Raw genomic sequence first — 24,770 nt, 5'->3', positions numbered from 1 at the left:
CTTTCCTGTCTTTGCTGTTGCAGGTTACGCCGGCACGACGCGCACTGCGAGCAACCGTGCATCGGTGCCCTCGGGCACTGCCTGCCAGGCCTGTGCTGCGTCAGCCCACTGCAGGCCCTCGCCTTCGCGGCACGCTTCGTCGTTCAACCGCCACGCGCCGCGCAACGCCAGCAACACGCCATGCGGCGCGGCGTCGATGGCTGAAACGCCATCGAGCACCAGCACCTCGGCGCGCCACTGGCCGCGCCGTGTCATCACGTTGAAGTCGTTCGACACACCGCCGAGCAGCGTGCAGTCGATGGACTCGTCGCCGCTGAAGGCGAAGGGCCGGTGCGGCACGTCGAGCCGATGGTCGATGCGCCCGTCGTGCGTGAAGAGGCGCACGCCGTCGCCCTCCAGCAGCGTGATGCTGCGGTCGACACCGGCGAACACCGAGAACGGCCCCGCCGCCGCGATGGTGGCGATGCTCACGCGCCAGCCGAAGCTGTCGAGCCCCGCGCCCTGTGGCCAGCTGGCGATTTCCTGCGTGGTGCCGCCGCCGTTCTTCCACGGCGTGACGGGCAGCGCGGCGCGCGAGAAACGAAGCACAACGCTCATCGCATCAACCCGCCCTGGCGCAGCCGCCGCTCGAAGTGCCGCAGCACCAGCGTCATGGTGCCGGTCAGCACGAAGTACACGACCGCGATAGCCAGGTACACCTCCAGCGAGCGGTAAGACACGCTGATGATCTTCTGCCCTTCATGCATCACGTCGTGGATGGTCAGCAACGACACCAGTGCCGAGTTCTTGATGAGCGCGATGAACTCGTTGCCCAGCGGCGGAATCATGCGCACCACCGCCTGCGGCAGCACGATCTGGCGCATTGCCACGCCGGGCGTCATGCCCAGCGACTGCGCCGCCATCGTCTGGCCCTTGTCGATCGACTGGATCGCGCCGCGCACGATCTCCGACACGTATGCGCCCGAGTACACGCCGAGCCCCAGCACGCCGCACAGGAAGGCCGGCAGCAGGATGCCGAAGTGCGGCAGCCCGAAGAACAGGATGAACAGCTGCACCAGCAGCGGCGTGCCGCGAATGGCCGCCACATACGCGGTGCACACGCCGTAGAGCCAGCGCCGCTTCGGGTTCAGCCGGCCGATGCCGACCAAGAGGCCCAGCACGCAGCCCAGCGCCAGCGCGCAGGAGGTGATCTCCACCGTGACCAGCGCGCCGCGCAGCAGGTCGGGCCAGCCCTCCCAGACGGGCGAGAAATCGAAATCCATGGCTCGCTTACTTGGCGTTGGCGCTGAACCACTTCTTCACGATCTGGTCGTAGGTGCCGTCGGCCTTGAGCTTCTCGATGGCACCGTTCACCGCTTTGGTGAGTTCCGGCGTGTCCTTGCGGATGGCCATGCCGTATTCCTCGGTGGTGATCTGCTCGGGCAGCACCTTCAGGCCGCCGCGCGTGCGTACGTACTGGTAGGCGGCGGGCTTGCCGGTCACGGCGGCGTCGGCACGGCCGATGTCGACGAGGTTGAACATTTCCTGGTTCTTCTCGACTTCCATCAGCTGCACCTGCGGGAATTTCTCCTTGGTGTACGACACCGACTTGGTGCCCACCTGCACGCTGACCTTCTTGCCGTTGATGTCGGCCGGCGTCTTGATGGCGGTGTTGCCGTCCTTCACCATCACCACGAGGCCGCCCGCGTAGTACGGCACGGTGAAGTCGACGACCTTCTTGCGCTCGTCGGTGATGTAGATGCCCGAGACGGCCATGTCGAAGCGCTTGGAGATCAGGCCCGGCACGAGGCCCTTGAAGTCGATGTCGATCCACTCGATCTTGCGGCCCAGCGTCTTGCCGATGGCCTCGACCAGCTCCACGTCGAAGCCGGTGCGCTTGCCGTTCTCCACGAACTCCATCGGCGGGAAGGTGGCGTCGGTGGCCACGCGCAGCGGCTCACCCTGCGCCTGGGCAGCGCCGGCGAAACCGAAGAGAGCGAGGCCGGAGAGTGCGGCGGCGATGAGGGAGCGACGGGTGTTCATGGTGAAAGGCTTCCGTGGGAGTAAAGAAGAAAAAGCAGCGCGCGACTACTGCAGGGCGCGAGAGATGCGGGCCGCCGTGACGACGGTCATGTGGAGCAATGCAGCTTCCATGCCCTCGACGCGCGTGAGCGGCGCCATGAGCGTGATCGCGCCGCGCAGGCGCCGCCCCGAGGCGAGCACCGGCGCACTCGCGCCCCACACGCCGGCATCGACCTCGCCGTGGGTCACGGCATGGCCGGCTTCGCGGATGGCATCGAGTTCGGCGGCGCGTTCGGCGCGGCGTTCGGGGCTTTCGGCCAGCCCGTCGAGCAGGGCATCGCGCTGGTCGAGCGGCATGTGGGCCAGCAGGCACTTGGCGCTGGCGCCGTCGCGCGCCGGCACGCTGCGGCCGCGATCGAAGGAGCAACGCAGCGACTGCTCGCTGTCGATCATCTCCAGGCACACGACGCGCTCGTTCACGGCCGTGACCAGCGCCACGCTCTCGTGCGTCTGCTGGGCCAGCACGCGCATGTCGGCGCGCGCCGCCATCACGAGGTCGGAGTTGCCGTCGAAGCCGGTGGCCAGCTGCACGCTCACCGGGCCCGGTGAGTAGCGGCCTTCGGACTCCATCACGAAACCCCAGCGGCGCAGCGTGGCGATCTGCCGGTACAGCGTGCTCTGCGACAGGCCGGTGGCCTGCACCAGCTCGGCCGCCGTCATCGCCGCCTTGCTTTGCGCCAGCACCGACAGCACGAACAGCGCGCGGTCGTTGTGGGCGGGAGCTTCAATCGGGGGCGTCATCGGAGGCAATCGCTGGAGGTCGAAAGTGGATGCGGCGTGCAGTATCTTGCTCGCCGTTCTCACTTCCAAGCCTTGATTCCCACTCGATGGGAATGAGCGCGTTTTTTCTTTCTACCTTCGTCTTAACCCACCAGCAGCGGAAAGCGCGCGTCGTCCATGGGCGCGCCCGCCGGCAGCGTGTCGGCCAGTCCGGGGAAGTCGGGCGAGGTCTTCCAGCTGCGCGGCGCATGGCGGATGTCGTCGCCCAGAAAGCGCACCGAGAATACGCGGCGCCGGTTCGGCCCCTCGACCCCGGCGGCCGCATGCAGCGTGAGCATGTGGAAGCAGACGAAATCGCCGAGCTCGATGTTCCAGCCGACGATGGGGAAGCGCTCGCGCGCGCCCTCGATGTCGGGCAGGTCCTGCAGGCTGCCTTCGGGGAACCACTTGGCGTGGTTGTCCATGAAGGTGCGCGGCATCAGCCACGGCCCCTTGTGGGAGCCGGCCACGAACTCGAGCGTGGCGGCGCGCGACACCGGATCGACCGGAATCCACATGCTGACGTTCTGCTCGCCCTCGATGTTGTAGTAGGGCTGGTCCTGGTGCCACGGTGTGCGCTGGCGCGTGCCGGGCTCCTTGACCAACAAGTGGTCGTGGTACAGCCGCACGGTCTGCGAGCCCATCAGGCGCTGCGCCAACTGCGCGAGCGGCGCCTCGAAGATGAAGCGTCGGAAGGCGTCGATGTCCTGCCAGTTGCAGAAGTCCTCGAAGAAGCGGCCCGGGTCGTCGGGCCGGCTCGCCACCTTGGCGCGCGGGCTGGGTGCGGCGAGGTTGGCTTCGATGCCGTCACGCAGCAATGCCAGTTCATCGGCCGTGAGCAGCTGGCGGATGCAGACCGCGCCGTCGCGCTGGAACTGCGCGACCAGCGCGTCGTCCACGCGCGCCTGCACGCGGCGCTGCAACTCCCGGGCGTCGGGAAGGACCGCGCCCGCCATCACTTCACCATCGGCAGCTTCAGGCCCTGCTTCTTCGCGGTGGCGACGGCGATGTCGTAGCCCGCGTCGGCATGGCGCATCACGCCGGTGGCCGGGTCGTTGAAGAGCACGCGCTCGATGCGCTTGGCCGCGGCATCGGTGCCGTCGCACACGATCACCACGCCCGAATGCTGCGAGTAACCCATGCCCACGCCGCCGCCGTGATGCAGGCTCACCCAGGTGGCGCCGCCCGCCGTGTTGAGCAGCGCATTCAGCAGCGGCCAATCGGACACGGCATCGGTGCCGTCCTTCATGGCTTCGGTCTCACGATTGGGGCTGGCGACCGAGCCGGTGTCGAGGTGGTCGCGGCCGATGACGATGGGCGCCTTCAGCTCGCCGTTCTTCACCATCTCGTTGAAGGCCAGGCCCGCGATGTGGCGTTCGCCCAGGCCCAGCCAGCAGATGCGCGCCGGCAGGCCCTGGAAGGCGATGCGCTCGCGCGCCATGTCGAGCCAGCGATGCGTGTGCTTGTTCTCGGGGAACAGCTCCTTGATCTTGGCGTCGGTCTTGTAGATGTCTTCCGGGTCGCCCGAAAGCGCCACCCAGCGGAACGGGCCCTTGCCTTCGCAGAACAGCGGGCGAATGTAGGCCGGCACGAAGCCCGGGAAGTCGAATGCATTCTTCACGCCTTCGTCGAACGCGACCTGGCGGATGTTGTTGCCGTAGTCGACCGTGGGGATGCCCATGGCCTGGAAGTCGAGCATGGCCTGCACGTGCACGGCGCACGACTTGGCGGCGGCCTTCTTGAGCGCGTCGTGCTGCGACACGTCCTTCATGGCGGCCTGCCATTGGGGCACGCTCCAGCCCGAAGGCAGGTAGCCGTTGATGAGGTCGTGCGCGGAGGTCTGGTCGGTCACGAGGTCAGGCTTCAGGCCGCCGGCCTGTCCTGATTTCACGCGCTTGACCAGTTCGGGCAGGATGTCGGCCGCATTGCCGAGCAGCGCGATCGACACAGCTTCCTTTGCGTCGCAATGCTGCTTGATGAGCTCGAAGGCATGGTCGATGTCGCGCGCCTGCTTGTCGACGTAGCGCGTGCGCAGGCGGAAGTCGATGCTCGACTGCTGGCATTCGATGTTGAGCGACACGGCGCCGGCCAGCGTGGCCGCGAGAGGCTGCGCGCCGCCCATGCCGCCCAGGCCGGCCGTGAGGATCCACTTGCCCGCGAGGCTGTTGTTGTAGTGCTGGCGGCCGGCTTCGACGAAGGTCTCGAAGGTGCCCTGCACGATGCCCTGGCTGCCGATGTAGATCCAGCTGCCGGCCGTCATCTGGCCGTACATGAAAAGGCCCTGGCGGTCGAGCTCGTTGAAGTGCTCCCAGTTGGCCCACTTGGGCACGAGGTTCGAGTTGGCCAGCAGCACGCGCGGTGCGTTCTCGTGCGTCTTGAACACGCCGACGGGCTTGCCCGACTGGATGAGCAGCGTCTCGTCGTCGTTCAGCTCTTTCAGCGACGCGAGGATCTGGTCGTAGCAGGCCCAGTTGCGCGCGGCGCGGCCGATGCCGCCGTACACCACGAGGTCTTGCGGGCGCTCGGCCACCTCGGCGTCGAGGTTGTTCTGCAGCATGCGGAACGGGGCTTCGGTGAGCCAGCTCTTGCAGTTGAGCTCGCTGCCGCGCGGGGCGCGGATCACGCGGGTCGGGTCATGGCGCGGGTCGGCAGCGTCAGGGTTGTTCAGGGCGAATTTCTCGGGAGCGTTCATGGCGTGGTTCTCCTAATCGGGGTGTGTTTTACGAGTGACTGGGCAGGATGTCGAGCAGCGCGGCCGGCAGCTCGGCCTTCAGCGCCCACTGGCGCATGGCTTCGATGTCGGGGGCAAGGTAGCGGTCGCGTTCGAGGAAAGCGACCTTCTGGCGGATGCTGGCGAATTCGGCTTCGACCAGCGGCGAGCTCTTGAGATTGCGCTTGAGTTCGATGCCTTGGGCGGCGGCCATGGCTTCGATGCCGACGACCACGGCCGTGTTGTTGACCATGTCAGCCAGGCGCCGGCCCGCGAAGGTGGCCATCGAGACGTGGTCTTCCTGGTTGGCCGAGGTCGGCAGGCTGTCGACGCTGGCGGGGTGCGCGAGCGACTTGTTTTCCGACGCGAGCGCCGCGGCAGTGACCTGCGCGATCATGAAACCGGAGTTGAGGCCACCGTCGCGCACCAGGAACGGCGGCAGGCCCGAAAGACCCGTGTCCAGCAGCAACGCGATGCGGCGTTCGGCAATCGCGCCGACTTCGCTGATGGCCAGCGCAATGATGTCCGCTGCAAAGGCGACGGGCTCGGCGTGGAAGTTGCCGCCCGAGATCACCTCGCCGGTGTCTACGAACACCAGCGGGTTGTCCGACGCGGCATTGGCTTCGATGACCAGCACGCGCGCGGCGTGCGCGAGGTTGTCGAGGCAGGCGCCCATCACCTGCGGGATGCAGCGCACCGAGTACGGGTCTTGCACGCGACCGCAGTCGGCGTGCGAGGGAACGATCTCGCTGCCTTCGAGCAGCGTGCGCACCGCGCCCGCCACGGCAATCTGGCCGAGCTGGCCGCGCGCGGCGTGGATGCGCGCGTCGAAAGGCTTGATCGAGCCCTGGATGGCTTCGAGCGACAGCGCACCCGACATCAGCGAAGAGGCGAACACGTCTTCCGCGCCGAACAGGCCGAAGAGCGCGAGCGCGGTCGACACCTGCGTGCCGTTGAGCAGCGCGAGGCCTTCCTTGGGGCCGAGCACGAAGGGTTCGAGGCCGATGCTGCGCATCGCCTCGGCGCCACCGACGACCTTGCCATCGGCCAGGGTCGCCTGGCCTTCGCCGATCAGCACGCAGGCCATGTGCGCGAGCGGCGCGAGGTCGCCGGAAGCGCCGACCGAGCCCTTGCACGGAATGCTCGGCGTGACGCCCGCGTTGAACAGGGCCAGCAGCGCATCGACCAGCGCGGGCCGCACGCCCGAATGGCCGCGCGCCAGGCTCACGGCCTTGGTCGCGAGGATCATGCGCACCACCGGCGCAGCCAGCGGCTCGCCCGTGCCCACGCTGTGCGACAACACGAGGTTGCGCTGCAGCTCGGCCAGGTGGTCGTTGCCGATACGCGTGCTGGCGAGCTTGCCGAAGCCGGTGTTGATGCCGTAGACGACTTGGTCGTTCTCGACGATGTGGCGCACGGCGGCTTCGGCGCGAAGCATGCCGTCGCGCACCGACGGATCGAGCGCAAGTTGCACGCCGCCGGCCTGGATGCGTCGCAGCATCGCTAGATCGACCTTGCCGGGCATGAGGGTCAAAGTGGCATCTGGAGTGGCGGTGTGATTGCTTGGCATGTGAACCTGTCTATACAAGTAGTTGCGAGAGAAAACGTAGGTCTCTGAGGACGAAAAAAACTAGCCGAAGCTCGGGTTGCCGTCGGCTTTGAAACGGCTGCCCAGGCTGTAGCGTGAAGCGGGATGCAGGCAGCGCACCCAGGTCACGGGCGTGTTGCGTATCCACGTGCGGCGCGTCAGCAGCAGGCAGGGGTCGGTGGGCGCCATCGCGAGCCTCTGCGCCTGTTCCAGGTTGGGCAGCACGGCATCGACGACGTGTTCGATCTGGTCGAAGGGCACGTTGCGCACCAGGTACTCGCTGGGCGGCATGGCGGTGAAGTCCTGCTCGAGGTAGTCGGGCACGACCTGCGGGTTGACGTAGCGCTCTTCGAGCTGCACCGGCGTTTCGTTCTCCAGGTGCAGGCAGGCGCTGTGGAACACCGAGTCGCCCGCGCGCAGGTCGAGCCACGCAGCCACGTCTGGCGAGGCGGCGATGCGCTCGACCTCGATCATTTCGCAGCGATAGTCGTGCCCGCGCTGGCGGATTTCGCTGGCGATGTTGGCGATCTGCAGCAGCGTGGACTGCGGCTTGTTCTCGGCCACGAAGCTGCCGACGCCGGCCACGCGCACGATGCGGCCCTGCTCCACCAGCTCGCGCAGCGCGCGGTTCACCGTCATGCGGGCCATGCCGAACTGCGCCACCAGCTCGTGCTCCGAAGGCAGGCGGTGGCCGGGCGGCCACGTGCCGTCCTGGATCTTGCGGGAGATGTGATCCTTGACTTGCGCGTAGAGCGCGAGGGTCGGCAGGTCGCGTTTCATCGTTTCGGTCAATGCTCCGCCGCCGCCATCGACTCGGCGCGAATTTCTTCCGTCAGGCGCGCCTTGATGTCCATGAATTCCGGCGAGGTCTTGATGGTGTAGCTGCGCGGATGCGGAAAGTCGACCGCGATCTCGGTCTTGATGCGCCCCGGCCGCGCGCTGAACACCGCCACGCGGTTGGCCATGAAGATCGCCTCGTCGATGTCGTGCGTGACGAACAGCACCGTCTTCTGCGCCGACTCCCAGATGCCGAGCAGCAACTCCTGCATCAGCACGCGGGTCTGGTTGTCGAGCGCGCCGAAGGGCTCGTCGAGCAGCAGCATCTTGGGGTCGTTGGCCAGCGCGCGCGCAATGGCCGTGCGCTGCTGCATGCCGCCCGAGAGCTGCTTCGGAAAGTGGTTCTCGAAACCGCGCAGGCCTACCTTGGCGATGAAGAACTCGCTGCGCTCCTTCTGGTCGGCCTCGCTCATGCCGCGCTCGCGCAGGCCGAAGCGGATGTTCTGCGCCACCGTGAGCCACGGGAACAGCGTGTAGCTCTGGAACACCACGCCGCGGTCGGCGCCCGGGCCATCGATGCGCTCGCCGTCGAGCAGCACCTGGCCGGTGGTCGGAAAGTCGAGCCCCGCCACGATGCGCAGCAGCGTCGACTTGCCGCAGCCCGAGGGGCCGAGGATGGTGACGAAGTCGTTCTCCTTCACCTCGAAGTCGATGGGCTGCAGCGCTTGCGTGCGTTGCCCCTTGGTGCCGGTGAAGACGCGTGACACGCCCTGGATGGAAAGTTGGTTCTTCGTCACAGTGCGGCCCATGCAAACAGACGGCGGTTCAATGCCTTGAAGGCGAAGTCGGAAAGGAGCCCGATGACGCCGATCACGATGATCCCGAAGATGATCTGGCCGGTGTTCAAGAGCGCCTGGCTGTCGGTGATCATGTGACCGATGCCCGACGAAGAGCCGATCAGCTCCGCCACGATCACATACGTCCACGCCCAGCCCAGCACGAGGCGCAGCGTTTCAGCAATGCCCGGTGCGGCGCCCGGAATGAGCACGCGCGCCACGATGCCGCGGCTGTTGGCGCCCAGCGTGTAGGCGGCCTCGACGAGGTCGCGCCGCGCGCCGCCGACGGTAACGGCCACCATCAGCACGATCTGGAAGAACGAGCCGATGAAGATCACCAGCAGCTTCTGCATCTCGCCCAGGCCCGCCCACAGGATCAGCAGCGGAATGAAGGCCGAGGCCGGCAGGTAGCGGCAAAACGAGACGAAGGGCTCGAAGAAGGCTTCGACGGTCTTCCAGGTACCCATGGCAATGCCCAGCGGCACCGCGAACACCGCCGCCAGCAGGAAGCCGCCGAACACGCGCCACACGGTCATGCCGATGTCGCCGATGAAGCCGTACTCGGTGAAGAGAAGCCAGCCCTCCTTGACCATGGTCGGCGGGCTCGCGAGGAAGGTCGGCGGCACGAAGCCGCCGAGCGTGGCAATGGCCCACACCAGCACGAAGACGACGAAGAACGCGAGCCCCAGCAGCACGCGCGCACGCGTGCCGATGGGTTCGAGCGGTGCGAACGCGCGGCGGCGCGCAGGCGCGACGACCGGCGCCGCTGCGGGCCTGGGGGCAGGCGCCGCGGCCACCGCGGCGGACGGCATTTGCGACATGGTCTTACTTGACGAAGCTTGCATCGAAGGTCGCGGCGAAATCTTCAGGCGCCTTGCGGATCACGCCGGCTTCCAGAAGGATGGGCGCGGCTTCCTTCATGAAGCTGGTGAGTTCGCCCGCGAAGAACTTCTGGTTGGCGGCCTTGTCCTGCCAGCGCAGGAAGGCCGACGACTTGGCGAACTGCTCGCCGCTCTGCTTCACGGCCGAGCCCATGAGCTCGTTCGACTTCTCCGGCTCGGCCTTGATCATGTCGAGCGCCTCGAAGTACGACTTGGTGAGCGCGGCGGCGGCCTTGGCGTTGGCCTTGAGCCAGGTGGGCGCGCAGCCGACGGTGTCCATCACCATCGGGTAGTCGAGCGTGGTGGCCAGGATCTTGCCGGCGGCGGGGTTGGCGCGCACGGTCGAGAGGTACGGCTCGTAAGTCATGGCGGCGTCGTTCTGGCCGGCCACGAAGGCCTGGGCCGAGGCCTGCGGCGACAGCGTGGTGGTCTTCACGTCCTTCAGCGTCATGCCGTTCTTGTTGAGCATCCAGGCCAGGCCGAAGTAAGGCGCGGTGCCGGGGGCGTCGACGCCGATGGTCTTGCCCTTGAGGTCGGAGAACTTGGTGATGTCGCCGCGCACCGCGAGGCCGTCGGCGCCGTAGGACTTGTCCATCTGGAAGATCTGCACGATGGGCACGCCGTTGGCGTTCCAGGCCACGTGCGTCTCGACCGTGGTGGCCGCGCACTGAATGGCGCCGGAAGCGAGGGCCAGGTGGCGGTCCTTCTGCGGGATCATCTTGAGTTCGACGTCGAGCCCGTTCTTCTTGAAGATGCCGGCCTTGTCGGCCAGCGAGAGCGGCGCGAAGCCGGTCCAGCCCGACATGCCGAGCGCAATCTTCGTCATGTCCTGGGCGGCGGCCGTTCCGGCCATGCCCGCTGCACATGCGCCCACTGCAACCAGCGAGGCGAACTTCACAACTACCGTCTTCTTGACCATGGGTACTCCTGGGTCTGTTTCTTTGGAAAAGGCTCGGCGGCGGGCCCGATGGCCGGGTAACGCACGCCTCGCATTGTTGCCAAGCGCCCCAACTTGTATATACAGGATAACCCGAAAGGTCATTTTTGGTGCACTTCCTTGGGAAATGCACCGCTTTGCTGTCTAGACAAGGGAGGCCGCGGGACGGGGATGACCATCGCAAACCTCGTGCCACAGTCATATCGACGGGGCTGGGGGACAATCGACGGCCCGCCCCCTTTTGCCCTCTGCGCCTCCTTTCCGACCTCCCATCGCTCGCTGCCTGTGTCCTCTCTCGCTCCCCACCCCATCGACGTCTCCGGCAGCAGCGCCCCTTCCGACATCCTCCACGAGGTCTTCGGCTATGCGCAGTTCCGGGGGGCCCAGCAGGACATCGTCGATCACGTGGTGGGCGGCGGCGATGCGCTGGTGCTGATGCCCACGGGTGGCGGCAAGTCGCTGTGCTATCAGATTCCCGCCATCGCGCGGCAGCGTGCGGGGCGCGGCGTGGCAATCGTGGTGTCGCCGCTGATCGCACTGATGCACGACCAGGTGGGCGCGCTGCACGAGGCCGGGGTGAGCGCGGCCTTTCTCAATTCGACGCTCGATTGGGAGCAGACGCAGGACGTGGAGCGCCGCATGCTGCGCGGCGAGATCACGCTGCTGTACGCGGCGCCCGAGCGCGTGAACACGCCGCGCTTTCTGTCGCAGCTCGATTCGCTGAAGGAGCGCGGCAAGCTCTCGCTGTTTGCCATCGACGAGGCGCATTGCGTGAGCCAGTGGGGCCACGACTTCCGCCCCGAGTACCGCGCGCTGACTGTGCTGCACGAGCGCTACGCGGGCGTGCCGCGCATCGCGCTCACGGCCACGGCCGACGACCTGACGCGCGCCGACATCGTCGAGCGGCTGCAGCTGGAGGACGCGCGCCAGTTCGTCTCCAGCTTCGACCGGCCGAACATCCGCTACACCATCGTCGAGAAGAAAGACGCCACCACGCAGCTGCTGCGCTTCATCGAGCGCGAACACGAAGGCGATGCGGGCGTGGTCTATTGCCAGTCGCGCAAGCGGGTGGAAGACGTGGCCGTGACGCTGCGCGACGCGGGCATCAACGCGCTGCCGTACCACGCGGGCCTCGATGCGGCGGTGCGACAGAAGCACCAGGACCGCTTCCTGCGCGAGGAAGGCATCGTGATGGTCGCGACCATCGCCTTCGGCATGGGCATCGACAAACCCGACGTGCGTTTTGTCGGCCACCTCGACATGCCGAAGAACATCGAGGGCTACTACCAGGAAACCGGCCGCGCGGGCCGCGACGGCGGCCCCGCCGACGCCTGGATGGCCTACGGCCTGCAGGACGTGGTCAACCAGCGCCGCATGATCGACGAGAGCCCCGCCGGCGAAGAGTTCAAGCAGGTGATGCGCGGCAAGCTCGATGCGCTGCTCTCACTGGCAGAGGCCAGCGACTGCCGGCGCGTGCGCCTCCTGGGCTACTTCGGCGAGAAGAGCACACCCTGCGGCAACTGCGACAACTGCCTGAACCCGCCGCAGGTGTGGGACGGCACCGATGCCGCGCGCAAGCTGCTGAGCACCATCTACCGCGTGCAGCAGTTGAGCGGCATCAGCTTCGGCGCAGGGCACATCATGGACATCCTGCGCGGCAAGCCGACCGAGAAGGTCAAGCAGTTCGGCCATGAGCGCGTGAGCACCTTCGGCATTGGCGCGGAGTTCAGCGAGGTGGCGCTGCGCGGCGTGCTGCGCCAGCTGATTGCCACCGGTGCGCTGGCGGTGGACGCGGAGGCGTTCAACACGCTGAAGCTCACGGAAGGCTCGCGCGCGGTGCTCAAGGGCGAGGCGAGCGTGACGCTGCGCGAGTCGGTTTCGTCACCGGCCGAGCGCAAGCCCCGGCGCGAGAAGGTCGCCAAGGGCGCACCCTCGCCGGCTGCTGCCAAGCTCGACGACATGGGCAAGAAGCGCTTCGATGCGCTCAAGGCCTGGCGCGCCGAGGTGGCGAAGGAGCACAACCTGCCGGCCTACGTGATCTTCCACGACGCCACGCTGGCAGCCATTGCCGAGCGCGCGCCCGCGACGCTCGAAGACCTGCAGGGCATCAGCGGGATCGGCACCAAGAAGCTCGAGGCCTACGGCAGCGAGGTGCTTCGCGTCTGCGAAGCCTTCTGACGCCAGAGCATCTTCGAGGGGAACCGCATTGGACACCCGCCAGATGCGCTGCGTGGTCGCGATCGCCGAGGCGGGCAGCCTCACGAAGGCGGCCGAGCGGCTGGGCCTGGCGCAGCCAGCGCTCACGCAAACGCTGAACCGGCTCGAAAAGGAGCTCGGCACACCGCTCTTCACGCGCTCGCGCCGCGGGGCCACGCTCACCGACGCGGGCCTGGCCGTCATCGACGACCTGCGCGCCAGCCTTGCCTATGGCGACACGGCCGCAGAGCGCGCCCGCGCGATAGGCGCCGGACGCGCAGGCCGGCTCACGATCGGCTTCGTGACGCATGCGGTCTACCAGGTGCTGCCGAACGCGCTGCGCCAGCTGCGCGTCGAGCATCCGCAGCTCGACGTGGTGCTGCGCGAGATGAGCAATGCCGAGCAGGTGGCGGCGCTGGAAGGCGGGCGCATCGACATCGCGCTGCTGCATCCGCCGGTGTCAGTCACGGCCCGGGTGCACGAGCTGCGGCTGGGCGAGGAGCCGATGATCGCCGCGCTGCCCGCCGCCTGGCCACTGGACGACGACGGCTGCGTGTCGCTCGCCGACATCGCGCGGCACGGGCTGGTGTGGTTTCCGGAGCAGCAGATACCCGCCCTGCGCGCGCAGCTGCTGGGCGCGCTGCGCCGCGCCGGCCACGAGACGCGCGTGGTGCAGGACGCCAACCGCACGCTGACGGTGCTGGCCTGCGTGGCTGCGGGGCTGGGCTGGTCGCTGCTGCCGCGCTCGGTGCGCGCACTGCAGCACGAGGGCGTGCGCTATGCCGAAGTGCGCGATGGCGCGGGGCTGCCGGCCTTCGAGCTTTCGGCTCTGTGGCTGGCGCGCTCGCGGCCGACCTTCGCGGACACCTTCGCCGCCATGCTGCGCGGCTGAGGCACGGCCCGATCAATCCATCTGGATCTTGTTGTCCTTGGCGAGCTTGGTCCACTTGGTGATCTCTGCACGGCGGAAGCCGTCGAGCTCGGCGGGGCTGGAGCCGATCACCTCGGCGCCCAATGCTTCGAGCCGGCCGCGCACCTCCGGGTCCTTGAGCGTGGCCGCCAGTTCCTTCGAAAGCCGCTCCACCACCGGCGCGGGCGTGCCGGCCGGCACGAACACCGCATTCCATTCGTAGACCTCGTAGCCGGGCAGGCCGGCCTGCGCCACCGTGGGCAACTGAGGCAAGGCGGGCGCATGCGCCTTGCCGGTCACCGCCAGCGCGCGCAGCTTGCCGCCCTGGATGAAGGGCAGGCTCGAAGCCATGCTGGCAAAGAACACAGGCACGTGCCCCGACATCACGTCGGTTAGCGCGGGGCCGCCGCCCTTGTAGGCCACGTGCGTCATCTGGACGCCAGCCATCGAGGCGAACAGTTCGCCCGCCAGATGCTGCGCCGAGCCGTTGCCCGACGAGGCGTAGTTGATGCCGCCCGGCTTCGCCTTGGCCTGCGCGATCAGGTCGGCCACGTTCTTCATCGGTGCCGACGGATTCACCACCAGCACGTTGGGCACCTTCACCAGCAGGGACACCGGCGCCAGTTCGCGCAGCGTGTCGAAGGGCATCTTGCGCAGCGCGGGGTTCTGCGCGTGATTGGAGGCGTCGAGCAGCACGGTGTAGCCGTCGGGCGAACTCTTGGCGACCAGGTCGCCTCCGATGGCGCCGCCGGCACCGCCGCGGTTGTCGATCACCACCGGCTGACCCAGCTTCGCCGACAGCTTGGGCGCAACGATGCGCGCCACGGCGTCGACCGTGCCGCCGGGCGGATAGCTCACGACCAGCCGCACGGGCTTGGCCGGCCACGCCTGGGCCTGCGCGCTGACGCCGCCCATCAGCAGGGCCGCGCCCGCGAGGGCAAGGGGAATGGCGCGCAGCAGGCGCGCGCGAGAGATTTCGTTGGTCATTGGTCGATGTCTCCTGTATTGAACTTGAACAAGCGGGCCGGCGTGTCGACCAGGATGCGGCGGCGCACAGCGGCGTCGGGCACCCAGTCGGCCAGAGCCGCGTGTGCGGTGGCGAAATCGGCGATCTCGCGGTGCTGCGTGTGCGGCCAGTCGCTGCCCCACACGAGGCGTTCGGGGCCGAAGGACTTCAGCAGTGCCTGTGCGGCGTCGTGCGCGGCCGTGGCTGCGGTGGCCACGGGCCAGTTCCGGTAGGCGGCCGACAGCTTGACCCAGATGCGTTCGCAGGCCGCGGCGGCAAGCAGCCAGGCGAAGCCTTCGTCAGCGATGGCAGGCGCCGACGCGGGGCGGCCGAAGTGGTCCACGACCAGCGCGCATCCGGCGTCGAGCACGGCCCGTGCGGCCAGCGGCAGGTCGCGCGATTCGCGATGCAGCTCCACATGCCAGCCCAGCGCATGCACGCGGGCGAAAAGCCGCTGCCAGTCCGGCCGCAAGAAGTCGGGCAGCGGCATGCCCACGATGTTGAGGCGGATGCCGACGATGCCGGCGTCGGCCATCGCCCGCAGCGTGGCGTCGTCCACCCGCGGATCGACCACCGCGACACCGCGCAGGCGAGCGGGGCTGGCGCGCAGCGCATCAATCAGGAAGCGGTTGTCGGTACCGAGGAAGCTCGGCTGCACCAGCACGCCGTGCGAGACGCCGTGCGCATCGAGCAAGGCGAGGTACTCAGCCAGCGTGGCGTCGTAGTCGGGCGCATGCCGGCGCATCTCCGCCAGGGGCAGGCCGCGCACGAACACATGGGCGTGGCTGTCGATAGCGGTGATGGTGGAGAGGGGCACTGCGTTGTCTCTGTCGGATTCGTTGTGCGTCCGCGGGGGCTGCGGACGTGGGCGAGTATCCGAAGAGCAATGCCTGTTGGGAACGTGTCTCCCGGTTGCGTTTGGATAAGCGCGGCTTATGGCGCTCAGTTCGCTGTCGGGGGCAGCGTGATCGGCACCGGCCGCGTCAGCAGGTCGACGTACAGCTCGAAGAAGCGCGCGTTGTCGAACTTCTTCACCACCGTCATCTTCTGAAGCGTCGCCCCCGCCGGCTGCGAGGCGTAGCCGATGGATTGGCCGTTGTTGGCGGCACCGGGCTTGGCGATCACGTCGACGTAGCGGTCCACGGTCTGCGTGGCGTAGCTCGGGTCGATGAGGTAGGCCAGCGTGAGGGTGTCCCAGATGTTCTGCGTGTAGTTCGGGTTGGTCTCGAAGCCGTTCTTGCCGTCGAAGCCGTAGCCGTTGAGCTTCTGGAACACGTCGGTCACGGCCGTGGGCTTGGCGGCATGCGCGATGCGGTCGTAGATGGGCTTGGTGAGGAAGACGGTGTCGGTCACGTCCAGCGGCACCACCACCTGCGGAATGGGCAGCCGCACCACGAACTGCGCGGCGTCGGGGTCGAACCACCAGTTGAACTCGGCAGCCTTGGTGGTGTTGCCCGGCACGTCGATGGCGCCGCCCATGTAGATGATCTTCTTGATGAGCGGAACGATCTCTGGGTTCTGCTTCACCGCGAGCGCGATGTTGGTGAGCGGGCCAATGGCGAGGATGGTGATCTCGTTCGGGTTGGCCTTCACGGTGTCGACGATGAAGTCGACCGCGCTCTTGCGCTGCACCACGGTGTGCTGGGCGAAGCCGTCGGGCGAGGGCTTGAGGTCGGCGTCGGTCTTGGGTTCGGGGCCGCCCCAGGCGCCGAGGTAGCCGTCACCGCCTGCGCCGGCGGCCATTTCGGCTTCCACGTCGGCGAAGGTATGGTTGAGCGCGTAGTTCGCACCGACGTAGATGCCGATGCTGCCGCCCACGCCGAGCCGCTCCACCGACATCAGCGCGTCGGACACGCCCTGCTTGAGCCACTGGTTGCCCGAGACCACGCTGATGCCCATGACCTGCACCTGGCCCGTGGCCTGCAGCTGCGCGGCCATGACGCCGAGCTGGCCGTCGTCGCTCATGGTGTTGTAGTCGCTGTCGATGATGATCTTCTGCGCGCTGGTGGAGCCGCCCGATCCGCCGCCACCGAAGCCCGGACCGAGGCCGATGCCGCCGCCTCCATCGCCACCTCCGCCGCAGCCCGCCAACACCGTGATGACGGCGAAGAACATCGCCCCGATCCATTTGCGCATCTTCTTCTCCTGAAACTAGGAATTTGGTTTTCAGGCTTCGACACCGAATACCACTGAAATACAAACGTTTGCGCAAAGCTTTGCGCAAACGTTTGCCAACTCTAAATGGCGAGCCACGGGTGTGGCAAGCGCCATGGCCTAGGGGTTTTCCGCGGGAACGGAGAGAAGGGTCAACCCGGGTTGGGCTGGGGGTCGATCAGGCGGTTCTCGCGCAGCGGCGGGCGGCCCGGCATGTAGGGTTGCTCCACATCGGCCTGCTCTGTCTTCTCCAGGCCCGAGGCGGCGGACTTGGCCGACCCGGCCGGGCAGGCTCCGGTGCTGCGCAGCGTGAGCGCCGCGGACAGCCGCGCCTCGTCTTTATCGCCAAGCTGATGGCTGAAGTCGTCGGCCACGGTGCAGCCGGGGTTGGGCGTGAAGCCGTCGCCGTAGTCGCCGTAGCCCTGCTGGTTCACGCCCTTGAACTGGATCGCGAAGTAGGTGGTGCCGCAGTTGTCCTGCGGATAGAAGCCGTAGGGCTTGCCGCAGGTGGTGCCGCCGACGAGGTTGACGGTGACGCCCACGCCCCGAAGGCTGTTGACGACAGACTCGCTCGCCGAGCAGGTGTCTGGGCCGGTCAGCACGGTGACGCGCGAGAGGCCGAGCGTGGGCAGGGCCTGACCGCTGCGGCTGGTGGCGGTGAAGGGCGTGAGGGTCTGCGCGACTGTCAGGTGGAACGGGTTCTTGTCGTTGAAGGCCAGTTGCTCGAAGGTCTTGCCCGCGGTCACTGACGGCGACGAGATCATGTAGGCCAGCCGGCTGGCAATGAGCAGCTGGCCGCCGCCGTTGTAGCGCATGTCGAGCACGAGGTCCTGGATGCCGGCGCCCTGCTTGAAGGTGTTCACCGCGGAGATGAGCTGCGCCTCGGAGGTCGTGATGTGGTCGTTGAACAGCAGGTAGCCGACGCGGCCGCTGCCGGTGTCGATGACCTGGACGTTCTGCACCGGCGTGCTGGTGATCTTGGCCGCCGTCAGCTGCACGGCAGGCTGCGCCGTGCCGCCCACCTCGAAGGTGAAGGTGTGCGATTCGCCAATGGCCTTGGGCGACAGGGCCGCGTTGATCGCGTTGACGTTGGCGGTGCCTGTGCTGCTGACGACATTGATGCCGTCGATCGTGAGGATCTTCGCGCCGCGCTGCAGGCCCGCCGTGGTGGCGGGCGAATTCGGCTCGACGAAGGCGATGCGGATGTCGCGCGGCGGCGAGCTGCGCACCGACGCCGTTTCCATGCCGTAGCCGGCCGACACGCCGCCCTGCGACAGCTGGCGGTACACCTCGGTGTCGTACGTGAAGTGAAAGCGGTCCTTGGCGCGGCCGGAGTTCGTGGTGGCCGTGGTCTTGAGCACGTTGAACCAGGTGATCGGCGTGGCGTAGTCGGCGGCCTTGAGGGTGGTCGGCACCTCGCCGTACCAGAGGTAGGTTTCGTCGATCCAGCCGCGCACCCAGCTTTTCTCGTTGTCGAGCGTGCCGCTGTGGTCGGGGTAGGCCGTGCCGGTGTCGGGGTTGATGCCGCTGCGCGGCGCGGCGCACAGGCCGGCGACCGTGGCCGAGGCGACGATGCCGTTGCCGCCGTCACCGCCGCTGGCGGGCGGCGGTGTGGTGGTGCCGGGCACCAGGCCGATCGGCAATCCACCGCCGCCTCCTCCTCCACCGCCGCCCCCACAGCCCGCCAGCAGGCAGGCCACGGCGAGCGCAGCGCTTGCTGCTGCCGCAGCCCATGTGCCAGGAGGCGGCAGTTGCCGCGCGTCATCGACCTTGCGAGAGCCCATGTGTTCCTCCTTGTTCTTCCTCACAGCACCGTCTTCTTCGTCCGGCTGCTGCCATTGAAGCCGGCTACTGCAGGAAGCCCATGCCGCGCGATTCGCGCACTTCAGGCTTGATGCGGTGCTCGGCTTCGAGCTGGTCGAGAAACTCGGTCGCGGAAAACTCCGCCGCGAGGATATCGACCTGTCGTTTCACCGCCGCGAAATCCCCCGGGCACAGTTGCGTCAGCGGTGCCAGCCGCGAGCGCATGGCGCTCGTCATGAGTGCGGCGTCGCCGGCGAGCGCCTCGGTGATGAACATACGCTCCCGCTGCGTGGCGGTGAGCGGCATGAACTTGATCTTGAAGGTGAAGCGCCGCAGCGCAGCCTGGTCGAGCCGGTCGAGCAGGTTGGTGGTGCAGATGAAGACGCCGTTGAAGCGCTCCATGCCCTGCAGCATCTCGTTGACCTCGGTGACCTCGTAGGTGCGCTGCGCGCCGCGCCGGTCCTGCAGGAAGCTGTCGGCCTCGTCGAGCAGCAGCACGGCCTTTTCATTCTCGGCCTCGCGGAACATGGCGGCCATGTTCTGCTCGGTTTCGCCGACGTACTTGCTCATCAGGTCGCTGGCCTGCTTGACGATGAGCGGGCGGCCGACGGCCTTGGCGATGTGTTCGGCCAGCGCGGTCTTGCCGGTGCCTGGTGCGCCGTAGAAGCACAGCGTGCCGTGGCCGCGCGCCTTCAATGCCTCGACGATGCGCGGGATCTCGAAGCGGGTCTCGACGTTGAGCATGTCGAGGTCGTAGGTGGTGACGCTGCGGCGCTCGCCGCGGCCGGTGTCGAGCGTGCCCAGCGCCAGGTCGGCGTTGCGCAGCTGGCGCTCTATGAGCGCTTCCATCGACGCGTCGTCGGTTCGCGCGAGCCCTGCGAAACGCACTGCAGTGCGGATCTGCGCGGGCGTGAGACCCTTGCGCTCGGCCAGCTTGGCAGTGAAGGCCTCGGACACGACCACGCCTTCGAGCGTCTTCTTCACGAGCTGCTCGCGCGCGCCGGGCGGCGGCGACTTGAGCTCGAGGTGATAGGCGAAGCGACGACGGAAGGCCGGGTCGATCTGCTCGATGCGGTTGGTGACCCACAGCGTGGGCACGGGGTTGGCTTCGAGGATCTGGTTGACCCAGGCTTTGCCGCTGACGCTGCCACTGGTGGGCGCCGGAATCTGCTCGGCGCGCGCCATGAACTGCGCGGCTTCTGTGCTGATGGGCGGGAAGACGTCTTCGACTTCGTCGAACAGCAGCGCGGCCTGCGCGCTGCCCTTGAGGAACACCTGCGCGATCTGCAACGAGCGGTAGCGGTCGCGGCCGCTCAGCGAGTTGCCGTCGCGGTCTGCGTATTCGACTTCGAAGAGCTCGAGTCCGGCCGCCTGCGCAACGACTTTCGCGAGTTCGGTCTTGCCGGTGCCGGGCGGGCCGTAGAGCAGCACGTTGACGCCGGGCTCCTTGCGCGCGACCGCAGCGCGCAGCAGCGTGACGAGCATCTGCGCGTCTTCCTGCACGAAGGAGAAGTCGTGCGGCGTGAGCGCGCTCTTGGCCGAAGGCCGCGTGAACACGGCCATCAACTCGTTGTGGTCGCGGTACTCGCGCATGAGCACGGGTGGCAGCTTCTCGCTGACCTTCATGAGGTCTGCGAGGTCGGTGATGTTGTGCTCGGAGATGAGGTTCTCGACGAGCCCGATGCGTTCGAGCCGCGAGCCCGCGCGCAGCGCCTCGCCCACTTCGCTTGCGTTAACGCCCGCGATGTCGGCGATGGCCGCATAGGCCTCGGGTGCGTTGTTGACCTTGAACTCGACCAGCAGCGAGCGCAGGTCACGCTGGTAGCGCGCAAGCGTGCCGTAGAGCAGCAGCGCGCGCTCGGCCTTGTTGAGCTGCAGCAGGCCTGCGAGCGCATCGATGTTCTTCTCGACCAGCGTCGACTGCTTGCGCAGTGCGTGCGTGAGCCAGTCGCGCGTGACGGCCAGCACCGAGAGCAGGTCCTTCGGCTGGTCCTTGGCGTATTCGTCGAGGTAGAAGAAGAGCGTGCCCTCTTCATACGGGCCGCGCCACACGCCGTGGCGCTCCAGCAGCGTGCGGCCGTCGAAGTCTTCGACGCCCTTCCATGCTTCGTTGCCCGCGCAGCGGCGTCCGAGGAATTCGCGCAGCCGCTGCAGCACCGCCGCGGGCCACACCAGGTGCCGCCCCGTGAGCGACAGGAGGCCGTTGATATCGCGCCGCACATTGAAGCGCGGCCCCTGCTTGGCCGCGAGCGTGAGCACGAAGTGCGAGCACATGAGCTCGAGCACCGGCGCCTCCTTGAGGCCGGGCGACGGCAATGCCTGCCCGCGTACCGCAGCAGCCACTACATCGACACCCGCACGCTTGGCCATCAGGCAACCTCCAACGAGGACAATCTCAATCTCGGAGCGACCATAACGCAGACTTTTAGCTTCGGGAAGGCCAGTAAACGGGAAAAACCCTGATGGTGCGATTCCAGCCACAATGCGCGCCATGATCGGAATCCAGGAAATCGAGCGCGCCGCGGCGCGCCTGCAAGGCCAGGTGCTCAACACGCCGTGTGTCGAATCGCGCACCCTGTCGGAAATCGTCGGCGCTCAGGTGTTCCTGAAATTCGAGAACCTGCAGTTCACATCCTCGTTCAAGGAGCGGGGGGCGTGCAACAAGCTGGTCGATCTTTCCCAGAACGGTACACGCGGAGTGATCGCCATGTCTGCCGGCAACCATGCGCAGGGTGTGGCCTATCACGCGCAGCGCCTCGGATTGCGCGCCCTGATCGTGATGCCGCGCTTCACCCCCGGCGTGAAGATCGAACGCACGCGCGGCTTCGGCGCGGAGGTGGTGCTGCACGGCGACACGCTGGAGGCGGCGCGAACCCACGCTTTCGAGCTTGCGCAGCGCGAAGGGCTGACCTTCGTGCATCCCTACGACGACGAGGCGATCATCGCGGGCCAGGGCACGGTAGCGCTCGAGATGCTCGACGCCGTACCCGACCTGGACACGCTGGTGGTGGCGGTGGGCGGCGGCGGGCTGATCGCGGGCATGGCGGTCGCCGCGCGCGAGCGCAAGCCGGGCATTGAGATCGTCGGAGTGCAAACCACGCGCTTTCCGGCGATGGTCAACGCCATCAAGGGCACGCATCACGTGCAGGGCAAGAGCACGATCGCCGAAGGCATTGCGGTCGGCACGCCCGGCGTGCTGACGCAGGAAATCATCGCGAGCAAGGTCGACGACCTGCTGCTGGTGGACGAAGGCGACATCGAGCAAGGCGTGCTGATGCTGCTCGAAATCGAGAAGACGCTGGTCGAAGGCGCGGGCGCGGCGGGGCTGGCGGCGCTGATCCGGCACCCCGAACGCTTCAAGGGCAAGCGCGTGGGGCTGGTTCTGTCGGGCGGCAACATCGATCCACTGCTGCTAGCGGCCATCATCGAGCGGGGCATGGTGCGGGCTGGTCGGCTGGCCCGAGTGCGTGTAAGCGCACGCGATGTGCCGGGTTCGCTGGCCCAGATTACGGCCACTGTGGCCGAAGCGGGCGCTAACGTCGACGAGGTTCACCATCAACGGGCCTTCACGATGCTGGCGGCGCAGAACGTCGACGTCGAGCTGGTGCTGCAGACGCGCGGGCGGGCCCATCTGGCCAGCGTGCTGGCCGCGTTGAAGGACGCGGGCTTCGAAGCCGAAGAGCAGCATTGAGCCGCAAGATCAACCCCGGCAAGCCTGATTCAGGGGCTCGCATCCCCCTAGACCGGCCCTGGGCTACCCGCCGGTAAAATGCCATCAGTTTGTCAATTGAGCCTTCGAGGAATTTCCCGATGTCCAACCCTACTCCCGTAGAGCCGAGCCACGCTGCCGCTGTCGAAAAAGACGCCGTCGAATCGGTCGTTCACCTGATGCCATTGGTGCTTCCGCTGGCCGGCGGCGTGCTGATGCTGCTTCTGGCATCGATCGCGGTCTTCTTGGCCTGACGCTGACAGGCACTGTCGCCTTTGTCTGCGGGCGGTGCGGCCCGCACTGACGCAATCTCCCGAAGCGAAACGTTTTCTCAAACGGACCTCCGTGCCTGAGCAGGCACAGCGCCCCGTTCGGAAAGACGATTTTTCAACTTAGGAGATTTTCCGATGAACGCACCCACGATGCAGGGCCTCAACATTCAGGCGCCCTCATACGTCAAGAACGCGAAACTGATTGCCTGGGTGGCCGACATGGCCGCGCTGTGCAAACCCGAAGCCATCCACTGGTGCGACGGGAGCAAGGAAGAATACGATCGCCTCTGCCAGCAATTGGTCGACGCCGGCACCTTCAAGAAGCTCAACCCCGCCAAGCGCCCCAATTCGTTCCTCGCGGTGTCCGACCCGAGCGACGTGGCGCGCGTCGAAGACCGCACCTTCATCTGCTCCGCAGAAAAGGAAAACGCCGGCCCCACCAACAACTGGATGGCACCGGCTGAAATGCGGGCGACGCTGCAGCCCCTGTTCGACGGCTGCATGAAGGGCCGCACGATGTACGTCGTGCCGTTCAGCATGGGCCCGCTGGGCTCGCCGATTGCCCACATTGGCATCGAGCTCTCCGACTCGCCTTATGTGGCCGTCAACATGCGCATCATGACCCGCATGGGCAAGGCCGTGTACGAGGTGCTGGGCGCTGACGGCGACTTCGTGCCTTGCGTGCACACCGTGGGCGCGCCGCTCGAAGCCGGCCAGAAAGACGTGGTCTGGCCCTGCAACAAGACCAAGTACATCGTTCACTACCCCGAGACGCGCGAGATCTGGAGCTACGGCTCGGGCTACGGCGGCAACGCACTGCTGGGCAAGAAGTGCTTCGCGCTTCGCATCGCTTCCAACATGGGCCGCGATGAAGGCTGGCTGGCCGAGCACATGCTCATCCTTGGCGTGACAAGTCCCGAAGGCAAGAAGTACCACGTGGCGGCTGCGTTCCCTAGCGCTTGCGGCAAGACCAACTTCTCGATGCTGGTGCCGCCTGCCGGCTTCGAAGGCTGGAAGGTCACGACCATCGGCGACGACATCGCCTGGATCAAGCCCGGCAAGGACGGCCGCCTCTACGCCATCAACCCCGAGGCGGGTTACTTCGGCGTGGCGCCCGGCACCAACATGCTGACCAATCCGAACTGCATGGACAGCCTGCATCACGACGTGATCTTCACGAACGTGGCACTGACCGATGACGGCGACGTCTGGTGGGAAGGCATGGAGCAGGACACCAAGACGCTGCCCGAGCATCTGACCGACTGGCAAGGCAATGACTGGACGCCGCAGATCGCCAGGGAAACCGGCGCCAAGGCTGCTCACCCGAACTCCCGTTTTACCGTGGCGGCCACGAACAACCCCGCGCTCGACGACGCTTGGGACGACCCGAAGGGCGTGGCAATCGACGCCTTCATCTTCGGCGGTCGGCGCTCGACCACCGTGCCGCTGGTGACCGAAGCCCGCAATTGGGTTGAAGGCGTCTATATGGCTGCGACCATGGGTTCAGAGACCACTGCCGCCGCCGCCGGCCAGCAAGGCGTGGTGCGCCGCGATCCGTTCGCGATGCTGCCGTTCATGGGCTACAACATGAGCGACTATTTCCAGCACTGGCTCAATCTCGGCAAGAAGCTCGAAGCCTCGGGCGCCAAGCTGCCGAAGATTTACACGACCAACTGGTTCCGCAAGGGTGCCGACGGCAAGTTTGTCTGGCCAGGCTACGGCGAGAACATGCGCGTGCTGAAGTGGATGATCGATCGCGTCGAAGGTAGCAAGACGGAGGGCGTGGAGCACATCACCGGTGTGAGCCCGCGCTATGAGGATCTGAACTGGACGGGCCTGAACTTCAGCGCCGAGCAATTCGCCACTGTGACCAGCATTGACAAGGCGGCTTGGCAAGCAGAGTTGAAGCTGCACGCAGAACTGTTCAAGCAGCTGGAGCACCATCTGCCGACGGAATTGCCGGAAACCAAGGCTGCTATTGAGCAGCGCCTGGCCGCCTAATCACACTGGCTGCGTTAATAACAAAGCCCGATGGACTCATCGGGCTTTTTTGTTGCCGTGCATTTGGATATTTGCAAGTTCCAAAAGCCTCCCCCAAAGCAAAAACCCCCAGTCATTTCTGACTGGGGGTTTCTGGGCTGTAAGAGCCTGACGATGACCTACTTTCACAC

21 protein-coding genes are annotated in these 24,770 nt (G+C 66.8%); 5 read left to right on the top strand and 16 right to left on the bottom strand.

Going from position 1 to position 24,770, the window contains the following annotated elements; all coding sequences use genetic code 11:
* Positions 1 to 24: 24 nt before the first annotated feature.
* From AC07O3_RS32820 to AC07O3_RS32770, 11 genes are all read right to left on the bottom strand, one after another.
* A complete protein-coding gene (locus tag AC07O3_RS32820; RefSeq protein WP_495341340.1) occupies positions 25 to 597 on the bottom strand; it encodes a HutD/Ves family protein in 573 nt (190 codons plus the stop codon).
* Positions 594 to 1,262 carry an amino acid ABC transporter permease gene (locus AC07O3_RS32815; protein ID WP_495341339.1) on the bottom strand — a complete coding sequence of 223 codons (669 nt, stop codon included), beginning with the start codon at positions 1,260 to 1,262 and terminating at the stop codon, positions 594 to 596. The genes AC07O3_RS32820 and AC07O3_RS32815 overlap by 4 nt, the downstream gene beginning before the upstream one ends.
* A gap of 7 nt (positions 1,263 to 1,269) precedes the next feature.
* A complete protein-coding gene (locus tag AC07O3_RS32810) occupies positions 1,270 to 2,022 on the bottom strand; it encodes a transporter substrate-binding domain-containing protein (protein ID WP_495341338.1) in 753 nt (250 codons plus the stop codon).
* A gap of 45 nt (positions 2,023 to 2,067) precedes the next feature.
* On the bottom strand, positions 2,068 to 2,802 hold the full coding sequence (locus AC07O3_RS32805; RefSeq protein ID WP_097197449.1) for an IclR family transcriptional regulator: 735 nt from the start codon (positions 2,800 to 2,802) through the stop codon (positions 2,068 to 2,070).
* A 122-nt stretch (positions 2,803 to 2,924) separates the two neighbouring features.
* A complete protein-coding gene (locus tag AC07O3_RS32800) occupies positions 2,925 to 3,776 on the bottom strand; it encodes a phytanoyl-CoA dioxygenase family protein (protein ID WP_495341337.1) in 852 nt (283 codons plus the stop codon).
* A complete protein-coding gene (gene hutU / locus AC07O3_RS32795) occupies positions 3,776 to 5,512 on the bottom strand; it encodes a urocanate hydratase (protein WP_307617412.1) in 1,737 nt (578 codons plus the stop codon). Before hutU ends, AC07O3_RS32800 begins: the two co-directional genes overlap by 1 nt.
* A gap of 28 nt (positions 5,513 to 5,540) precedes the next feature.
* Entirely contained in the window at positions 5,541 to 7,100 is a 1,560-nt protein-coding gene (hutH, locus tag AC07O3_RS32790; protein WP_307617411.1) for a histidine ammonia-lyase, read from the bottom strand.
* A 60-nt stretch (positions 7,101 to 7,160) separates the two neighbouring features.
* A complete protein-coding gene (gene hutC, locus AC07O3_RS32785) occupies positions 7,161 to 7,898 on the bottom strand; it encodes a histidine utilization transcriptional repressor HutC (protein ID WP_093081817.1) in 738 nt (245 codons plus the stop codon).
* Between the two features lie 8 nt (positions 7,899 to 7,906).
* Positions 7,907 to 8,704, bottom strand: coding sequence for an ABC transporter ATP-binding protein (locus tag AC07O3_RS32780; protein ID WP_093059229.1), 798 nt, complete (start codon positions 8,702 to 8,704; stop codon positions 7,907 to 7,909).
* Positions 8,689 to 9,543, bottom strand: coding sequence for an ABC transporter permease (locus AC07O3_RS32775; protein WP_093059309.1), 855 nt, complete (start codon positions 9,541 to 9,543; stop codon positions 8,689 to 8,691). Before AC07O3_RS32775 ends, AC07O3_RS32780 begins: the two co-directional genes overlap by 16 nt.
* A gap of 13 nt (positions 9,544 to 9,556) precedes the next feature.
* Positions 9,557 to 10,531: an ABC transporter substrate-binding protein gene (locus tag AC07O3_RS32770; protein WP_093180024.1), complete on the bottom strand. Its 975-nt coding sequence runs from the start codon at positions 10,529 to 10,531 to the stop codon at positions 9,557 to 9,559.
* A 303-nt stretch (positions 10,532 to 10,834) separates the two neighbouring features.
* On the opposite strand from AC07O3_RS32770, the gene recQ reads away from it, so the two are divergent.
* A complete protein-coding gene (gene recQ / locus AC07O3_RS32765) occupies positions 10,835 to 12,727 on the top strand; it encodes a DNA helicase RecQ (RefSeq protein ID WP_354339326.1) in 1,893 nt (630 codons plus the stop codon).
* A 28-nt stretch (positions 12,728 to 12,755) separates the two neighbouring features.
* Complete coding sequence (locus AC07O3_RS32760) at positions 12,756 to 13,637, top strand: LysR family transcriptional regulator (protein ID WP_093081796.1); 882 nt, start codon at positions 12,756 to 12,758, stop codon at positions 13,635 to 13,637.
* A gap of 12 nt (positions 13,638 to 13,649) precedes the next feature.
* Here the strand turns inward: AC07O3_RS32760 and AC07O3_RS32755 are convergent, their stop codons facing one another.
* From AC07O3_RS32755 to AC07O3_RS32735, 5 genes are all read right to left on the bottom strand, one after another.
* Positions 13,650 to 14,642: a tripartite tricarboxylate transporter substrate binding protein gene (locus AC07O3_RS32755; RefSeq protein ID WP_495341336.1), complete on the bottom strand. Its 993-nt coding sequence runs from the start codon at positions 14,640 to 14,642 to the stop codon at positions 13,650 to 13,652.
* Positions 14,639 to 15,478: an amidohydrolase family protein gene (locus tag AC07O3_RS32750; protein ID WP_495341335.1), complete on the bottom strand. Its 840-nt coding sequence runs from the start codon at positions 15,476 to 15,478 to the stop codon at positions 14,639 to 14,641. Before AC07O3_RS32750 ends, AC07O3_RS32755 begins: the two co-directional genes overlap by 4 nt.
* A gap of 125 nt (positions 15,479 to 15,603) precedes the next feature.
* Positions 15,604 to 16,797, bottom strand: coding sequence for a nucleoside hydrolase (locus tag AC07O3_RS32745; RefSeq protein ID WP_495341334.1), 1,194 nt, complete (start codon positions 16,795 to 16,797; stop codon positions 15,604 to 15,606).
* Positions 16,798 to 16,967: 170 nt separating this feature from the next.
* On the bottom strand, positions 16,968 to 18,599 hold the full coding sequence (locus tag AC07O3_RS32740; protein ID WP_495341333.1) for a S41 family peptidase: 1,632 nt from the start codon (positions 18,597 to 18,599) through the stop codon (positions 16,968 to 16,970).
* Between the two features lie 64 nt (positions 18,600 to 18,663).
* Positions 18,664 to 20,988: an ATP-binding protein gene (locus AC07O3_RS32735; protein ID WP_093180033.1), complete on the bottom strand. Its 2,325-nt coding sequence runs from the start codon at positions 20,986 to 20,988 to the stop codon at positions 18,664 to 18,666.
* A 121-nt stretch (positions 20,989 to 21,109) separates the two neighbouring features.
* On the opposite strand from AC07O3_RS32735, the gene AC07O3_RS32730 reads away from it, so the two are divergent.
* The 3 genes from AC07O3_RS32730 to AC07O3_RS32720 all read left to right on the top strand — a co-directional run bounded on the left by AC07O3_RS32730 (position 21,110) and on the right by AC07O3_RS32720 (position 24,600).
* Positions 21,110 to 22,309: a threonine ammonia-lyase gene (locus AC07O3_RS32730; RefSeq protein WP_176929023.1), complete on the top strand. Its 1,200-nt coding sequence runs from the start codon at positions 21,110 to 21,112 to the stop codon at positions 22,307 to 22,309.
* A gap of 119 nt (positions 22,310 to 22,428) precedes the next feature.
* Complete coding sequence (locus tag AC07O3_RS32725) at positions 22,429 to 22,581, top strand: hypothetical protein (protein WP_177142503.1); 153 nt, start codon at positions 22,429 to 22,431, stop codon at positions 22,579 to 22,581.
* A gap of 153 nt (positions 22,582 to 22,734) precedes the next feature.
* On the top strand, positions 22,735 to 24,600 hold the full coding sequence (locus AC07O3_RS32720; protein ID WP_495341332.1) for a phosphoenolpyruvate carboxykinase (GTP): 1,866 nt from the start codon (positions 22,735 to 22,737) through the stop codon (positions 24,598 to 24,600).
* The last annotated feature ends 170 nt before the right edge of the window (positions 24,601 to 24,770 follow it).

The sequence above is a fragment of the Variovorax sp. GW821-FHT09D05 genome (genome assembly GCF_059416325.1).
Note: the sequence above shows the minus strand (reverse complement) of the source record. Positions and strands in the feature narration are given on the sequence as shown.

Coding starts and splice junctions, on each gene's coding strand:
- AC07O3_RS32820 (WP_495341340.1), bottom strand. CDS start 597: ATGAGCGTTGTGCTTCGTTTCTCGCGCGCCGCGCTGCCCGTCACGCCG.
- AC07O3_RS32740 (WP_495341333.1), bottom strand. CDS start 18,599: ATGGGCTCTCGCAAGGTCGATGACGCGCGGCAACTGCCGCCTCCTGGC.
- AC07O3_RS32725 (WP_177142503.1), top strand. CDS start 22,429: ATGTCCAACCCTACTCCCGTAGAGCCGAGCCACGCTGCCGCTGTCGAA.
- AC07O3_RS32775 (WP_093059309.1), bottom strand. CDS start 9,543: ATGCCGTCCGCCGCGGTGGCCGCGGCGCCTGCCCCCAGGCCCGCAGCG.
- hutH (WP_307617411.1), bottom strand. CDS start 7,100: ATGCCAAGCAATCACACCGCCACTCCAGATGCCACTTTGACCCTCATG.
- AC07O3_RS32815 (WP_495341339.1), bottom strand. CDS start 1,262: ATGGATTTCGATTTCTCGCCCGTCTGGGAGGGCTGGCCCGACCTGCTG.
- AC07O3_RS32730 (WP_176929023.1), top strand. CDS start 21,110: ATGATCGGAATCCAGGAAATCGAGCGCGCCGCGGCGCGCCTGCAAGGC.
- AC07O3_RS32805 (WP_097197449.1), bottom strand. CDS start 2,802: ATGACGCCCCCGATTGAAGCTCCCGCCCACAACGACCGCGCGCTGTTC.
- AC07O3_RS32810 (WP_495341338.1), bottom strand. CDS start 2,022: ATGAACACCCGTCGCTCCCTCATCGCCGCCGCACTCTCCGGCCTCGCT.
- AC07O3_RS32755 (WP_495341336.1), bottom strand. CDS start 14,642: ATGACCAACGAAATCTCTCGCGCGCGCCTGCTGCGCGCCATTCCCCTT.
- AC07O3_RS32780 (WP_093059229.1), bottom strand. CDS start 8,704: ATGGGCCGCACTGTGACGAAGAACCAACTTTCCATCCAGGGCGTGTCA.
- AC07O3_RS32745 (WP_495341334.1), bottom strand. CDS start 16,797: ATGCGCAAATGGATCGGGGCGATGTTCTTCGCCGTCATCACGGTGTTG.
- AC07O3_RS32720 (WP_495341332.1), top strand. CDS start 22,735: ATGAACGCACCCACGATGCAGGGCCTCAACATTCAGGCGCCCTCATAC.
- AC07O3_RS32800 (WP_495341337.1), bottom strand. CDS start 3,776: ATGGCGGGCGCGGTCCTTCCCGACGCCCGGGAGTTGCAGCGCCGCGTG.
- AC07O3_RS32770 (WP_093180024.1), bottom strand. CDS start 10,531: ATGGTCAAGAAGACGGTAGTTGTGAAGTTCGCCTCGCTGGTTGCAGTG.
- hutU (WP_307617412.1), bottom strand. CDS start 5,512: ATGAACGCTCCCGAGAAATTCGCCCTGAACAACCCTGACGCTGCCGAC.
- AC07O3_RS32735 (WP_093180033.1), bottom strand. CDS start 20,988: ATGGCCAAGCGTGCGGGTGTCGATGTAGTGGCTGCTGCGGTACGCGGG.
- hutC (WP_093081817.1), bottom strand. CDS start 7,898: ATGAAACGCGACCTGCCGACCCTCGCGCTCTACGCGCAAGTCAAGGAT.